The 15,580-nt window shown below is 35.0% G+C and carries 15 protein-coding genes; 7 read left to right on the top strand and 8 right to left on the bottom strand.

The window, feature by feature from the left end; genetic code table 11:
* Positions 1–2: 2 nt before the first annotated feature.
* Positions 3–452, bottom strand: coding sequence for a transcription elongation factor (locus tag BM084_RS03195; protein ID WP_075326899.1), 450 nt, complete (start codon positions 450–452; stop codon positions 3–5).
* Between the two features lie 189 nt (positions 453–641).
* Here BM084_RS03195 and BM084_RS03190 point away from each other — a divergent pair, with 189 nt between their 5' ends.
* Together BM084_RS03190 and BM084_RS03185 are read left to right on the top strand one after the other, a co-directional pair.
* Entirely contained in the window at positions 642–1,295 is a 654-nt protein-coding gene (locus BM084_RS03190) for a hypothetical protein (protein ID WP_075326898.1), read from the top strand.
* Between the two features lie 2 nt (positions 1,296–1,297).
* Positions 1,298–2,029: a DUF3307 domain-containing protein gene (locus BM084_RS03185; protein ID WP_075326897.1), complete on the top strand. Its 732-nt coding sequence runs from the start codon at positions 1,298–1,300 to the stop codon at positions 2,027–2,029.
* On the opposite strand, the gene BM084_RS03180 is transcribed toward BM084_RS03185, so the two are convergent.
* Complete coding sequence (locus BM084_RS03180; RefSeq protein ID WP_057483138.1) at positions 2,006–2,413, bottom strand: hypothetical protein; 408 nt, start codon at positions 2,411–2,413, stop codon at positions 2,006–2,008. The two genes, BM084_RS03185 and BM084_RS03180, sit on opposite strands and share 24 nt — an antisense overlap.
* A gap of 190 nt (positions 2,414–2,603) precedes the next feature.
* Here BM084_RS03180 and BM084_RS03175 point away from each other — a divergent pair, with 190 nt between their 5' ends.
* From BM084_RS03175 to BM084_RS03160, 4 genes are all read left to right on the top strand, one after another.
* Positions 2,604–3,962 (top strand): NAD-dependent succinate-semialdehyde dehydrogenase, encoded by a 1,359-nt coding sequence (locus BM084_RS03175; RefSeq protein WP_093302719.1) that lies wholly within the window; start codon positions 2,604–2,606, stop codon positions 3,960–3,962.
* Positions 3,963–3,968: 6 nt separating this feature from the next.
* Positions 3,969–4,844 carry a DUF72 domain-containing protein gene (locus BM084_RS03170; protein ID WP_093302716.1) on the top strand — a complete coding sequence of 292 codons (876 nt, stop codon included), beginning with the start codon at positions 3,969–3,971 and terminating at the stop codon, positions 4,842–4,844.
* 7 nt (positions 4,845–4,851) lie between these two features.
* The gene (locus BM084_RS03165; RefSeq protein ID WP_075326894.1) at positions 4,852–5,265 is read left to right on the top strand and encodes an NUDIX domain-containing protein; all 414 of its coding nucleotides are present in this window, start codon (positions 4,852–4,854) and stop codon (positions 5,263–5,265) included.
* 125 nt (positions 5,266–5,390) lie between these two features.
* Positions 5,391–5,786, top strand: coding sequence for an acyl-CoA thioesterase (locus tag BM084_RS03160; RefSeq protein WP_075326893.1), 396 nt, complete (start codon positions 5,391–5,393; stop codon positions 5,784–5,786).
* Here BM084_RS03160 and BM084_RS03155 read toward each other — a convergent pair.
* The 6 genes from BM084_RS03155 to tsaD form a co-directional block, all read right to left on the bottom strand.
* Positions 5,783–6,961 (bottom strand): THUMP-like domain-containing protein, encoded by a 1,179-nt coding sequence (locus tag BM084_RS03155; RefSeq protein ID WP_075326892.1) that lies wholly within the window; start codon positions 6,959–6,961, stop codon positions 5,783–5,785. The two genes, BM084_RS03160 and BM084_RS03155, sit on opposite strands and share 4 nt — an antisense overlap.
* A 10-nt stretch (positions 6,962–6,971) precedes the next feature.
* Complete coding sequence (locus BM084_RS03150) at positions 6,972–8,012, bottom strand: AI-2E family transporter (protein ID WP_243870488.1); 1,041 nt, start codon at positions 8,010–8,012, stop codon at positions 6,972–6,974.
* A gap of 60 nt (positions 8,013–8,072) precedes the next feature.
* On the bottom strand, positions 8,073–8,594 hold the full coding sequence (locus BM084_RS03145; protein WP_093302713.1) for a TrmH family RNA methyltransferase: 522 nt from the start codon (positions 8,592–8,594) through the stop codon (positions 8,073–8,075).
* Complete coding sequence (locus tag BM084_RS03140) at positions 8,594–9,247, bottom strand: DUF4159 domain-containing protein (RefSeq protein WP_075326889.1); 654 nt, start codon at positions 9,245–9,247, stop codon at positions 8,594–8,596. Before BM084_RS03140 ends, BM084_RS03145 begins: the two co-directional genes overlap by 1 nt.
* Positions 9,248–9,336: 89 nt before the next feature.
* On the bottom strand, positions 9,337–10,047 hold the full coding sequence (locus tag BM084_RS03135) for a 16S rRNA (uracil(1498)-N(3))-methyltransferase (protein WP_075326888.1): 711 nt from the start codon (positions 10,045–10,047) through the stop codon (positions 9,337–9,339).
* Positions 10,048–10,050: 3 nt separating this feature from the next.
* Positions 10,051–11,073 (bottom strand): tRNA (adenosine(37)-N6)-threonylcarbamoyltransferase complex transferase subunit TsaD, encoded by a 1,023-nt coding sequence (gene tsaD, locus BM084_RS03130; RefSeq protein WP_093302711.1) that lies wholly within the window; start codon positions 11,071–11,073, stop codon positions 10,051–10,053.
* 126 nt (positions 11,074–11,199) lie between these two features.
* Between tsaD and BM084_RS03125 the strand changes: the two genes are divergently transcribed.
* Positions 11,200–15,570, top strand: coding sequence for a translocation/assembly module TamB domain-containing protein (locus BM084_RS03125; protein WP_245764325.1), 4,371 nt, complete (start codon positions 11,200–11,202; stop codon positions 15,568–15,570).
* The last annotated feature ends 10 nt before the right edge of the window (positions 15,571–15,580 follow it).

Genomic DNA, 15,580 nt, shown 5'->3' with positions numbered 1-15,580 from the left:
TTTTAACCTACTGCGGTAATTTTCACTTCCTCATCATTGAATTTAAAGGTATCTCCTTCTTCTTTTCCTTCCATTTCCTGGTAGATTGGAGCTTCAGTAGAAATTGCATACACGCTACTTCCATCTTCCATAGAAATTTCACCAATAGGGACTGAGATAAAATAATAGTTCCCGCTGGTTTCTACAACGCTACCAAAACTAATTTTCTCGCTATAATGATCTGGATCTATGCGGCTTAAACTTTCTTTCATCTCACGGGCATCGCTCAAACGACTCGCATTTTTTTCGAAATCGCTTAGTAACTCACCTTTATTATCTTCGTCATAATCTGTTTTTACATCGTTGGCCTCCATAGATTCTTTTATGAGGTCCATTTCTTTTTGATATCGTTCTATTTGCTTATTTACAGTATCTAAACAGTTTAAATAGAGTTCTTTTTTATTACTTACCATATTATTTTTTTGTTGATTTTTTTTAAAATTAAATAACCTAAACAGTCTACAAGAACATTTAGCAAAAGTTTAATAAGACCGGTTAATCTGTATATAAGTCTGTAAGCTTATAATGCTTAAATATAAGCCTATAAACTTATAAAGAGTTAATATAAGCTTACAGACTAATATTTTTATTATATTTGAAATATGATAGCCGTAATCACAGCCGATTTAGTGGATTCTTCCAATTATTCAGAATCGTTTTTAGATGAAATTTTAAAGAATCTAAATTCAGAATTTGAAAAATTGCAGCAGGATTATGCCGAAAATGAAATTGATTTTGAAATTTATCGCGGCGATAGTTTCCAGGGTATTATTTCAAAATATCAGGATTCATTAAAAATAGCTTTGCGAATAAAGAGCCTTATTAATAAAGTAAAATCCAAAGATCAAAAAACTTCAAGTAGTTTGGCCGATGTGAAAATTGCTATTGGAATTGGCACTTTCGACTATAAAGGAGATTCTATAGCCGAATCTAACGGACAGGCTTTTCAATTATCGGGAAGAACTTTAGACGAGATGAAAAACGATTCCAGGAAAATTCGTTTAAAGACACCGCTGGAAAGCTTAAATTCTGAATTTGAGGCAAGCTTATTTCTATTAAATGCGGTTATGGAAAAATGGAGCCAGGCTTCAGCAGAAGTGGTTTATTTTCTTTTAAAAGGAATGAAAGAAACCGAGATTGCCAAAATATTGAATATAAGTCAATCGGCGGTAAATCAGCGAAAAAAGGCTTGTGGTTGGGAAGCAATTTCGGTCTTACTGAAACGTTTTGAAAATGTAACCGCCCAGAGCTTTTAATTATGGAAGAAATTACCTTAATCTTGCTTCAACTTCTCCTGGCACATATTTTAACCGATTTTGTGCTGCAACCCACCAAACTGGTAAAACAAAAAAGAGAGAAAAAAGCGAAGTCCTGGTTTTTATATTTTCACTCATTTTTAGCGGGTTTCCTAACTTATCTCTTTCTTCAGCAATGGCATTTATGGTATATACCTATTGTAATTAGTGTAAGCCACTTTTTTATCGATCTATGGAAACTTCAGCATAAAAAAGATACTTTAAAACTGTTTTTATTAGATCAATTATGGCATATACTCATCATAATTTTGATTTGGCTTTATCTTATTGAAGGCTTTTCAGAATTGATTCCTTTTGTTGCTGAAATATTTTCTTCACAACAGATCCTTGCAATTTTGATGGGATATTTACTGGTTATTTTTCCAACCGGTTTTCTAATTGGGAAAGCTACCAGCCGCTGGCATAATGAACTTGAACCCAATGGCGAAAGCCATAGCCTGGAAGCTGCAGGAAGATATATAGGTATTTTTGAAAGGATTTTAGTACTAACCTTTATTCTCACTCAAAATTTTTCGGCCATAGGTTTTCTTATCGCTGCTAAATCTATTCTACGCTTCAGCGATAAAACCGATGCCAGCGCCAGAAAGCAAACCGAATACGTACTTATAGGAACATTAATGAGTTTTGCGATCACTATTTTAATCGGGCTTCTAGTACGCTACTTCCTCTTCTAAAAGCTGAATATTGCTTTGTAAACGCTCTTTTACAATATTCATCATACGTTTATTTAAGGCCGAAGAATTTTCAATATAGGTAGCATATTCTTCTAAAGTGAATTGTCCTATTATAATACCCTTTAAACTATTTCTGAATTTTATATCCTTTTGGATTGCGTTTTCAATATAAATAAAGCGTTTTTCCAGCTTAAGTTCATAGAATTTATTCTTGTGTTTTTTGGTGTAATTTCTAAAGACTTCCAGTAACAATTCATCCTGAAGTTTGGCGATTGGCCGTAAAGTTCTGTTCTGAAATTGTTCGTCTAAACTCATGTTTTCTGAAACTCGGGCCGAAGGAATTTCTGGCCTAAGTGCTACTAATTGAAGGTCACGTGGTATCATAAGAACTGTGTTTTTCTTAAATTTAATAAACTTTAAACCTCAAAAGTCGGGCCTCATTAAAGACTTGTAAACTAGTTATAAACATTTCTGCACGTTAAAATCGTCTTAATCGGCCTGCCTAAGCCTATTCTTCTTTTTATCTTTAAATGAAAGCCTGGATCAACCAAATTCTAAAAACATTAATTAACCAATGATAATTTCAAGGAATCCATATACAGGAGAGGAAATTTCTAACCATCACGAATTAAGTGATACCGAAGTTGAAAAATGTATACAAAAAGCTCATTCCAGGTTTAAATCCTGGAAGGAAACTTCATTTGCAGAGCGCAGTAATTTAATGATGAAAGCTGCAAAAGAGCTTAAAGATAATACCCAGGAATATGCAGAAGCTATTACAAAGGAAATGGGGAAACCTATTACCCAGGCTGTGGCAGAAATTGATAAATGTGCCTGGGTTTGTGAATATTACGCTGAAAATGCAGAATCTCAATTAGAAAATGAAAAGATAAAAACCGATGCTAAAAACTCTTACGTAGCTTATGAGCCTTTAGGAGTAGTCTTGGCAGTGATGCCGTGGAATTATCCTTTCTGGCAGGTATTTAGGTTTGCGGCGCCTGCACTTATGGCTGGGAATATTGGAATTCTAAAACACGCCAGTAATGTGATGCTTTCCGCCAATAATATTCAAAAAGTATTTGAAAGGGCAGGTTTTCCAAAAGATTGTTTTCAAAACCTGGTAATTGGCAGTAAAAAAGTTGAAAATATAATACGAAATACAAATGTAAAAGCCGTAACCTTGACCGGTAGCGGTCGTGCAGGAAGCAGTGTCGCTTCTATTGCCGGCGAAGAAATAATGAAATCGGTTTTAGAGCTTGGAGGAAGTAATGCGTTAGTGATATTTAAAGACGCTAATATTGCTGAAAGCGTTAAAACATGCGTACAAGCTCGGTTTCAAAATACAGGTCAAAGCTGTATTGCCGGGAAACGTTTACTATTACATAAAGATATCGCTGAAGAATTCCTGGATGAATTCACCAGGCAGGTTCGCGAATTAAAAAGTGGCGATCCTATGAATAAAGAAACCTTTATTGGGGTCATGGCCAAAGAAAGCCTGGCCGAAGATTTGGAAGACCAGATCAAAGATTCTGTAAAAAAAGGTGCAAAAATTATCCTGGGCGGAAAACGCGATGGAACTTATTTTGAACCTACTATCATCACAGGAGCCAAAGAAGGAATGCCTGTTTTTGATGAAGAAACTTTTGGACCTGCGATCTCTGTAACCGAATTTAAAGATGACCAGGAAGCGGTAGATCTCGTTAATTCTTCCAGTTTTGGTCTTGGCGTTTCTATTTTTACAGAAGATGAAAAATTCGCGCTTAAAATGGTTCCCAAATTTGAAGATGGAGCTGTGTTTGTGAACGAGCTTGTTAAGAGTGACCCCAGACTACCTTTTGGCGGTACTAAGATTTCGGGCTATGGGAGAGAATTATCGCATCACGGGATCAGGGAATTTACCAATAGAAAAACTGTTTACTTTAACAAATATTAGTTTAAAATGAATTTTGGAAAAGTAGACCATCCCGAAAATATGGATTTTACGCTGCCTGAGACTCATTCAGACACCATTAAAGTACTTAATAAGAGTGGAAATAAAAATGGGTTTAAAGATGTGCGTATTGGCTGTGCAAAATGGAACAAAAAAGACCTGAAGAACTTTTATCCGAAGGGTACAAAAGATGAGTTGAAATATTACTCTTCCCAATTTAATAGTATAGAATTCAACGGTTCTTTTTATAGAATGTATCCCGAAGAACAGTTTGAAAAGTGGTATGGAAAAGCCGATGATAATTTTAAGTTTTTCCCAAAAGTTCCAAGAATTATTAGTCATATAAAAAGGCTTAATGGGACCGAGGGGCTAACTGATGATTTTGTAAAAAACCTGCTTCAATTAAAAGAGAAATTGGGAATGGTTTTTCTTCAAATGCGTGACGATTTTGCTCCAAAGTTTATAGATAGGTTAGATGATTTCCTTGCACATTGGCCAAAGGAAATTCCGCTCTCATTAGAATTAAGGCACCCGGATTGGTATGCTGATGAAAACACAGCTAATGAACTATACGATGTTCTGATAACAAGAGATGTGGCACATATAATTACCGATACCGCCGGAAGACGCGATCTAATTCATATGCGGTTAAGTAATACCACCGTTTTTATTAGATACAACGGCGCTAATCACAGTTCAGATTATACAAGGTTAGACGATTGGTTAGATAAGCTTGAAGAATGGCATAAAGAAGGTTTGGAGAATGTATACTTTTTTATACATCAAAATGTAGAAGAGGCTTCGCCATTGCTTTCAGCATATTTTATAGAACGCTTCAATAAAAGATTTAAAACAGATATAAAAATACCTAAAACTTTAAATTAGAATAATAATGAAACAGCAAGAAGTAGCAGTAACCGTAGATAGTGTAGTTTTTTGTAATGCAAATAATGAATTCAAGGTTTTACTTATAAAAAGAAAAAATGATCCTTACGGAGGCCAGTGGGCATTGCCTGGTGGCTATATTAATGAGGCCGAAGATTTAGAAACAGCCGCCAAAAGAGAACTCGAAGAAGAAACAGGAGTTGCGGTAAAAACAATGGAACAGGTGAGAGCCTTTGGAGCTCCGGGTCGGGATCCAAGAGGAAGAACTATTTCTATAGCCTTTGTAAGCCGAATATTCTGTGAAGAGGAACTTAAGGCTGGGGACGATGCAGGTGAAGCCTCATGGGTAAATGTTAATGATTTACCGGAATTAGCTTTTGATCACGCCCAAATAATTGATGCTGCAAAAAATTATTTATAGAATTTAAAAATTCTTATGCTCTTAATTATTAAAATCTGAAATAATCCATTTGATTTTAAGGAGCCGGTAAAAATTTTAAAAGTTTTTATCAGCCTGTATTTTATGGTTATTTTTAAAACAAAAATATGAGATTTCATACCAGAAAATGGATTAAACCAGAAGACCTAAACCCCAATGGTACTTTGTTTGGCGGGAATTTACTGGCCTGGATAGACGAAGAATGTGCTTTGTACAGTATTATTCAGCTGGAAAATTCAAAGTGTGTCACTAAATATATGAGTGAGATAAATTTTCAGCATTCTGCGAGACAGGGAGATATTGTTGAAATAGGGATTGAAGTGCTTAAATTCGGTAATACCTCGCTAACCTTAAAATGCGAGGTTAGAAATAAAATGACACGCCATACTATTATTACTATAGATAAAGTGATTATGGTAACTTTAGATGAAGAGGGCAAGCCAACCCCGCACGGGAAAACCAAGGTTGAATTTGTAAAAGACAGGTTACAGAATCGCGCCTAAACCTTTTCGCAAACCAGCACTATTTTTTGATTATTGATATTGGTGGTAAAGAATAAATAGGTTTTTCCGCCGTCTTTTATTTTTAATTTTTTTCTCAAAATAACAACGCTTTCAGGAAAATTTCTGGTGGTAATATTAGCTTTAAGGTTTTTAAACTTCTTCTTTAATAAACCGGGTTTATATTTTTCAATTTCAAGTATTTTGAATTTTCTTCCCGGGAAATTAATTTCTTTTTCTGAAGTATACAAATGAGAATTGGTATGAAGTTTTGAAGTTTGCGTTTGTAAAGCAATTTCCTTGAAAAGTCCGCTTTTCATAATGGCGGCATTAGGCTCATATAGAAAATTTTTAGGTAAAGAATATGCTACTTCGCCAGTGAGTTTGTCTAAAATACCTTCAAATTTTTCTACACCTTTTTTCGTAAAGTTTAGCGTTGTGATTTTCATTTCCTGATTATCGCCTTTCTTCAAAAACCAGAGTAATTCTTTAACTTCATTATTTACCGCTATTATATGTATTTCAGTAACAAACTGTAATTCTGAAATTCCGGATTGTAAATCGAGTAGTGGAGAGGTTTTTATAAGAATTATATCGGTTTTCTTGAAAAGCAAGTCACGATTTGCAGGAACATTTGGTAAACAATCGGCCAGTCTAAAGACTTTACCACCTGCATTATCACGCCGCGCGGGATCTACATAAATACAATCGAAATTTTGATCTGTATTTTTTAAATATTCAATACTATCTTCATTTTTAAAGGAAATATTTTCCCACCCTAATTGTTTTAAATTATGTGCTGCGATTTCAGATAATTCAGCATTTAATTCGCAATGAATTACTTCTTTAAAATTCTGAGCAAAATAAAAATCATCTATTCCCAGTCCGCCGGTTAGATCTATTAAAGTTTTACCTTTTACAAGTGAAGCCTTGTATTTTGCGGTAGTTTCAGAAGAAGTTTGCTCTAAATTTAATTTTTGTGGATAATAAATCTGGGAGTTTTTAAACCAGGTTGGCAACTTTTTTTCAGCCTTTTGTAATCCTGTTAATTGCTGCGCTAATTCTGAAGAAGAAATTCCGCTAAAAGAGCTTCCGCGTAGCGCTAACTCAGCAGCAGTGGTTTTCAGGTTATTTCTAAGAAATTCCTGAACCTCTTCATTTAAAATCGCTTTATTCAAAATTAAGGATTTAAAGGTCTCGGGTAAGTCGTTTTACGATCTTATATTCACTTAAAGATTCTTTTGCAATTACTTTAAGCGCCGTATAGAAGGGAACTGCGACCACCATCCCGGTAATTCCAAAAATAATACCTGCAATTAAGATTATTAGAAAAATTTCTAATGGATGTGATCTTACGCTGGCACCAAAAATCATAGGTTGGGAGATCATATTATCTATAAGCTGACAAATAGCATAGCCCAACATTATATACCCTAATTTTGGGAGTATAATTAGTTGAAAATCGGCACCAAGATTACTGGAAATAACAAATAATGCCATTAAAATCCCGGCAAAAAGAGGACCTAGATAAGGTACCAGGTTTAAAAATGCACAAATAAAAGCAATGGCTATAGGATTATTAATTTCGAAAACACTTAATAAAACCGCGTAAAGAACAAATAGTACGGTTATTTGTAAGGTAAGCCCAACAAAATAGCGCGATAGTAAAATTTTAATCTTATTAAAAACACGCTGAAATTTCTTTTCGTCACCACGGTTTGCAAAAACCAGGATACTATTCAGCATTAACTTACTGTCTTTAAGCAGAAAAAAGGAAATAAATAGTATAGAAAAAATAGCAATAATAGTAGCTCCCAAAATGCTAAAAACATTGTTTAAAAGCCTGGGAACCGCACTTATATCAAAGTTTCTAATAAATTCACTTTGTTTTAAGCCTTCAATTAAATTAATCTCCTGAACTCCCAGATAATTATTTATTTGATCGTTAAGTTCATTTAGATCGCTCCTAAAAGCTTCCATATCTATTCGGCTTAAATACTGACTTTGCTCTACCACGATGGGGACAAAGACGAAAATAATTCCCGCAAATATGGAAAGGACAAGAATGAGCACAAGAATTACCGAAAGTTGGTTTGGAATCTTTAATCTTTGTCTAAAAAAGATAACTACAGGCCGGCCAATAAGCGAAATTACTGCTGCAATAGCGATATAAACCAATACCGATTGGATTTCCCATAAAAAATACAGCAAAAGAACAATGCCAATCATTATTCCTGCCGCTCTTAATATCCCTAAAGTAATCGATTTTGAGTTCACGAGGTAAATATATTATTTCTTAGTGAAAGCGAATATTGTTTTTGATATTTCATATAATGCAATTCCTGCGGCCTGGGCAACATTCATACTACTATTTTGCCCAAACATATTGATATGCAAATGTTTATCTGAAATTTCTAATAATTCTTTATTTATTCCTGAAACTTCATTTCCCAGGATTAGAATAACGTTCTTTTTTTCTTCAGAATATTTAAAATCTTCAACAGGAATACTGGCTGAAGTAATTTCAAGCGCATAAACGTTACTATTGTCTTTTAAATCTCTTATAAAACCCTGTGCATCCTGCGTAAATTCATACACTACGGTTTTATGAGTATTTCTGGCCGTTTTTTGCAGTCTTCTGCTATCAAGATTAGGTTCAGTGCCCGAGAATACAATCTTTTCTACATTAAAAGCATCGGCGGTTCTAAAGATGCTACCAATATTCGCTTCCCCGGTAATATTGTCTAATAGAAGAATAACCGGAGATTTTTCTTTATTGAATTTTTCGTCAAAATGGGTGAGTTGTTCCATTAATTCTCAAATACGTATTTTAAAATATTTGCTCCCATTTGCAGTGCTTTTAATCTTACTTCTTCGGGATCCTTGTGAACTTCGGGGCTTTCCCAGCCATCACCTAAATCACTTTCTACAGTAAATAAGAGAACAAGCCTGTTTTTATCAAAAATCCCTAAAGCCTGTGGCGGTTTATTATCATGTTCGTGAATTTTAGGCAAGCCACGCGGAAAATTAAATGCTGAATTAAAAATAGGATGATTGGCCGGCAATTCTTCAAGTGTTTCTTCGGGAAAAATTTTCTTTAGCTCTTTTTCTAAATATTGCTGCATTCCGTAATTATCGTCTATATGGAGGAAACCACCGCTTAATAAATAATTTCTAAGATTTTCGGCTTCTTTATCATTGAAAACTATATTTCCATGGCCCGTCATATGCACAAAAGGATATTGAAAAATATCTGAATTCTCTGGGGTAACCGTAACCGGTTTGGCGTTTAAATGTGTACCGATATTATTGTTGGCAAAATTTATAAGATTGGGTAAGGAAGTAGGATTTGCATACCAATCGCCACCGCCATTATATTTTAATAGCGCTATCTCCTGAGCTGCTAAGAACTGGCAGCAACCAAGAAAAATAATTAAGAATAAATATTTTTTTAAATTCAACATTTGGGTAAAAATATCAATAAAAAAGGGAGTTTACTAACCCGGAATAAATTTCAAAATATTTTGAAAAAATTTAGGTTAATTCTATAGGCTTAATCCTGGTTTATAAGTGCTAAGGTATGGCAGGCAACTACGGCTGCAGTTTCTGTTCTTAAGCGGCTTTCACCCAAACTCACAGGTTTCCAGTTATTTTTAAGTGCTAATTTTATTTCTTCAGGAGAAAAATCACCTTCGGGACCAATTAAAATAGTTATATTTTCTTGTGGTTTAGCTTGATTTTTTAATAAAAAACGTTCCATTCCATCTTCACAATGAGCAATAAATTTTTGCCCTTCGGTTTCAGTTGTTATAAATCCTGAAAAACTAATCGCTTCATTAAGAATAGGTAAATTATAATGTAAAGATTGCTTCATCGCACTTTGCAAAACCCTTTCGTAACGATTCAATTTTATGGTTTTTCTTTCGCTGTGATCACAAATTATAGGGGTGATCTCATCAATCCCAATTTCGGTAGCTTTTTCCAGGAACCACTCGTACCTGTCATTCATTTTGGTAGGCGCTACTACAAGATGCAAACGATAAGGTTTAGAAGCTTCTTCTTCAACCTTAATAACCTTAGCTAAACACTGCTTAGGGTTAGCTTCAATTATTTCTGCCGTAAATAAAAATCCTTTTCCGTTGGTTACTTTTAAAGTATCACCAGCACTTTTTCGCAAAACCTTCGCAATATGCCGACTTTCATCTTTTGGAAAGACAATTTGTTTATCGGTTTTTTCAATATTTGGCGTGTAAAAAAGTTGCATTGATTAAAAGTTATAACGTGCCTGGGCAGTAATAGAATAGTCTGAAAAATCTTTTTCCAAATATTTGTAATGGCCCGCGATAGCAATCATCGCTGCATTATCTGTAGTATATTCAAATTTTGGAATAAAACAGTTCCAGCCGTATTTTTTTTCAGCATCCATAAGCGCATTTCTAATCCCGCTGTTTGCTGAAACCCCACCGGCTATGGCAATTTGATTAATTCCGGTTTGTTTTACTGCTTTCTTCAGTTTATCCATTAAAATTCTAACTATTGAAAACTGAATGGAAGCGCAGATATCTTTCAAATTTTCAGCAACAAAATCAGGATTTTCTTTGGTTTGTTTCTGCACAAAATAGAGCACTGAAGTTTTAAATCCGCTAAAGCTAAAATTCAAATCAGATACTTTAGGATTGGGAAACGGAAAAGCTTTATGATTCCCTTCTTTAGAATATTTATCTATTAAAGGCCCGCCGGGATAGGGTAGACCTAGAATTTTAGCGCTTTTGTCAAAAGCTTCCCCCACGGCATCATCGGTAGTTTCACCAATTACTTCCATTTCAAAATAACTAGAAACTTTTACGATTTGGGTGTGGCCACCGCTTATGGTTAAAGCCAAAAAAGGAAACTCTGGTTTTTTAAAACCATTTTCTTCAATAAAGTGCGCTAAAATATGCGCTTGCATATGATTCACTTCAATAAGTGGAATTCCTAAACCAAGCGATAAAGACTTGGCAAAAGAAGTGCCCACAAGCAAAGAACCCATAAGGCCGGGACCACGTGTAAAAGCAATTGCAGATACATCTTTTTTACCGATATTTGCGCTGGCCAATGCCTGGTGAATTACAGGAACTATGTTTTGTTGGTGAGCCCTGGAAGCGAGTTCTGGTACTACACCGCCGTATTGTTTATGAACTTCCTGGGTTGCTACAATGTTAGATAGTATTTTACCGTTATGCAGTACAGCTGCAGCAGTATCGTCGCAGGAAGATTCGATCCCTAATATGTAAATATTTTGTGAAACCATTAAGAAATAAGGGGCATAGAAATTGTTAATATTGTGTACAAAGTTAAAATATAAAAGCGTATCAAAAAATTCTGGAAAATATTAACTAGAACAGTGGTTGCGCTGGTTTTACTTTTTGTCATAATTTTGATCGTATTCTCCATTCCTGCCGTCCAAACCGGTATTGCAAACCGCATTACTACTTCAATTAACGAAAATAACCAGGTAAATATTTCTGTAGACCGTGTTAGTCTCACGTATTTTGGCCGGGTGAAAATTAATGGAGTTTACATTGAAGATCATCATAAAGATACCTTAATTTTTTCTAAAGAATTACGTACTTCACTATTAGGAATTTCAAACCTCTTTAGCAATAACCCACATTTAGGAAAAACCTATTTAGAAGGTTTAGAACTAAATATGAAAAAATATAAAGGCGAAGACAGGGATAATCTTGCTTATTTTATTCAGCAATTAAGCACTAAACCCTCTGGCAATTCTACACAATTTGAACTTCTGGTAGATAGGGTAGAGATTAATAACGGTTCTTACAGTTTTATAAATGAAGATAGTGAAAACCCGGAATTCGTAGTTCTGGACGATTTAAATATTTATGCCACAGATTTAAAAATTAAGGGGCCAGAAATTAATGTTGATATTGAAGGACTTAAGGGTTACGAAAAGCGTGGCTTAAGGGTAGATAACCTAAGCACGAATTTTTTCTATAGTCCGCAAAAAATGGTTTTTGATAATCTCAGGATTCAAACTCCCCAGTCTTTTGTAAAAGCAAACCTGGAATTTAATTATGAAACCGAGTATTTCTCTGATTTTGTTAATAAAGTTGAAGTAACAGGAACTTTTACTGAAAGTATTATTTCCAGTACCGATCTTCAGGCTTTTTATTCAAGTTTTGGAGATGACCAAATAATGCAATTAACTACCGATATTGATGGAACGTTAAACGATTTTGTTCTTCCCAATTTGCAATTAACCGGGATGGATCGTAGCAGGATTGAGGGAGAAGTTAATGTTGAAGGAGCATTTTCTCGCGGAGGTGAAAATTTTAAATTAACAGGAGATTTTAGTGATTTTACTACTAATTATTACGACCTGGTGAATTTATTGCCGGGTGATCTTCAGGGAAAACTTCCCGAAAATCTTCGGGATTTTGGTAATTTAAGAATGCGTGGTGATGCTATTGTTACCGGTTCAAATTTAGATGCAGATGTAATTATAAATACGCAATTAGGCTCGGCTGAAGCAGATCTAATTTTACGTGGTTTTGATAACCCGAGAGAAGTAACCTACCAGGGTAAACTAATTTTTGAAGATGTAAACATTGGTAAACTCGCTAATAATTCAAGCCTGGGAAAAACCAGCTTTAACCTGGATATAGATGGTAGCGGATTTGATGCTGAATCGCTGGATGCCGAATTAAAAGGACAAATTTCTAAATTGCAATTTAACGGGTATACCTACCAGGGCATACGGGTTATTGGGAATCTTAGAAATCCGGTTTTTAATGGTTTATTAATGGCCAGCGATCCTAATTTAAAAATGGAATTTAATGGTTTGGCCGACCTTTCTGAAGATATAAATAACTACGATTTTGAAGCTTCTGTTGGTTATGCCGATCTTAATGCCCTAAATTTTGTGTCTCGCGATACCCTTTCTATTTTTAAAGGAGACGTGATTATGAATATGAAAGGCACCAGTATAGACGATGCTTTTGGTGAAATTTTGCTGCTTAACACTTCCTACCAAAATCAAAATGATCTTTACTTTTTTGATGATTTCAGCATAACTTCCAGTTTTGAAGGCAGGGAAAGAACTTTAAGTATAAACTCTCCCGATGTGATAAGCGGTGAAATTATTGGAGATTTCAATCTTTCAGAAATAAGACCTTTAATTGAGAATTCGCTGGGAAGTATTTATACCAATTATCAACCCAGAACCATTACCAATAATCAATACCTTGAATTCGATTTTGATATTTATAATAAGATTATAGAAGTTTTTTACCCCGAAATTAATCTTGCACCAAATACATTTATTCGTGGTCACTTAGCTTCAGATGAATCTGAATTTAAAGTGAATTTCCGTTCTCCCAGAATAGATATTTTCGGGAATATGATGGAGACCGTAAATCTAAACGTAGATAATACCAACCCTATTTATAATACCTATTTTGAAGCCGATAGCGTTTCTACAAATTTTTATAATTTTTCTGAATTCAGCTTTATTAACGTAACTCAGCGCGATACGCTTTTTATAAGATCTGAATTTCAGGGTGGCAAAAACAATGAAGATTTTTTTAACCTTAACCTTTTTCATACTATTAACGAAGAAAATAAATCGGTTGTTGGGATACAGCGGTCAGATCTTACTTTTAAAAATAATACGTGGTATATAAATGAGGAAAGCAATAAAAGCAATAAAATAGTTTTTGACCTAGATTTTAAAGATTTTGCGATAGATTCTTTGGTGATGAATCATAAAAATGAAGAAATAAGGCTTAGCGGCGTTATGAGAGATTCTACGTATAAAGATTTTAAAATGGAATTTGATAATGTAGATATTGGCAAAATCACTCCCCATATAGATAGCCTGGACCTTGCCGGAACGCTAAATGGAAAATTCGATTTACTTCAGGAAAACGGGGCTTATTATCCCAATACAAATCTTAAGGTAGATTCTTTAAATATTAACGACAATTTACTGGGTAATTTGGTACTGGATGTAGAAGGAAATGAAAATCTCACCAATTATAATATAAATGCCAATTTACGTAAAAATGGCAATGAATCTTTAAATGCCATAGGAAGTATAAATGTGAGTGGGAGTGAACCCACCATAGAAATGGATGTAGATTTAGACGAATTAAATCTTGCTGCATTTAGTTCTTTGGGAGGTGAAGTACTTAGTAATATTAGGGGTGGTGCCTCAGGAAATGCCCAGGTTTCGGGAAATTACAAAAATCCCGATTTTTCAGGAGAAATAAGTCTTGAAAATGCAGGTTTACGGGTTCCATATCTTAATATAGATCTGGATTTTAAAGATGAAGCAATAGTTAATTTAACCCAGCAGGAGTTTGTATTTGATGATGTTGAAATTGAAGATACTAAATACAAAACCACCGGAACCCTTAATGGAAGTATTGGGCATAAAAATTTCAAGGAATGGGATTTAGATCTAAATATTGATACAGACAGGCTTTTGGTTTTAGATACCGAAGGTGATGAGGACGCCCTGTATTACGGAACAGCTTTTATAAGTGGAGACGCAAGTATAGCCGGCCCTACAGATCAATTGGTTATAGATGTTACCGCCACAACCGAGCGCGGAACGGTTTTTAAAATTCCGTTAAGTGATACAGAATCAGTAGGAGATAACTCGTACATTCATTTTTTAAGTCCAGAAGAAAAAGCTGCCCGTGAAGCCGGTGAATCTATTGAGCTGCCTGAAGTCACTGGCCTGGAACTTATATTTGATCTTGATGTTACCAATGATGCTGAAGTAGAAGTAGTAGTAGACCAAACCAGTGGAAGTACATTGAAAGGCCGTGGTTCAGGAAACTTACTTTTGGAGATAAATACTAACGGAAAATTTAATATGTGGGGTGATTTCGTAGTATATGAAGGAGTTTATAATTTTAAGTATGCGGGGCTGGTTCAAAAAGTTTTTAATGTAGAATCTGGCGGAAGTATCAATTGGAATGGAGATCCTACCGATGCTCAACTTGATGTGAGTGCAATTTATTCCTTAAACGCAAACCCAGCAGTTTTACTTGAAAATCCTTCAATTAACAGAAAAATTCCGGTGGAAGTAGTTATAAATTTGCAGGGAGAAATAGAACAACCCGATATTACTTTTGATATTGCTTTTCCAAACGCCAGCTCTGTGGTTAGATCTGAGTTAGAATATAGAATGGACGACCGTTCCAGTAAAGAGCTACAAGCGTTATTCCTGGTAACCCAGGGAGCTTTCTATAGTGAATTCGGATTAAGGCAAAATGCAATTACAGGAACTTTGGCTGAAAGGGCTTCGAGTATAGTGAACGATATTTTTGCGGGAGATGATGGTAAATTTCAGGTTGGCGTTAATTATGTACAGGGAGATCGCACGCCAGACCAACAAACCGTAGACCGGTTTGGATTAACACTTTCTACCCAAATTAACGACCGGGTAATTATTAATGGCCAGGTAGGTGTGCCCATTGGAGGGGTTACCGAATCTATTATTGTAGGCGATCTGGAGATAGATTTTCTTTTAAACGAAGACGGAAGCTTAAGAGCAAAGGTTTTTAATCGGGAAAATAATATTCAGTTTATAGGGGAAGAAATAGGCTTCACACAGGGAATTGGGTTGTCTTATTCGGTAGATTTTGACACCTTCAAAGAATTGATTAGAAAAATTGCAAATACCGAAATTCAATCTTTAAATAGCGAAACCGAGCAAGAAGAGCCTGCAACGCGTCCCCAGTCTCCTGATTATATTCGTTTTCCAGATGAAAATTAAAAATCAGGAA

This window comes from Salegentibacter agarivorans, assembly GCF_900113135.1.
GTDB classification, from domain to species: domain Bacteria; phylum Bacteroidota; class Bacteroidia; order Flavobacteriales; family Flavobacteriaceae; genus Salegentibacter; species Salegentibacter agarivorans.
Note: the sequence above shows the minus strand (reverse complement) of the source record. Positions and strands in the feature narration are given on the sequence as shown.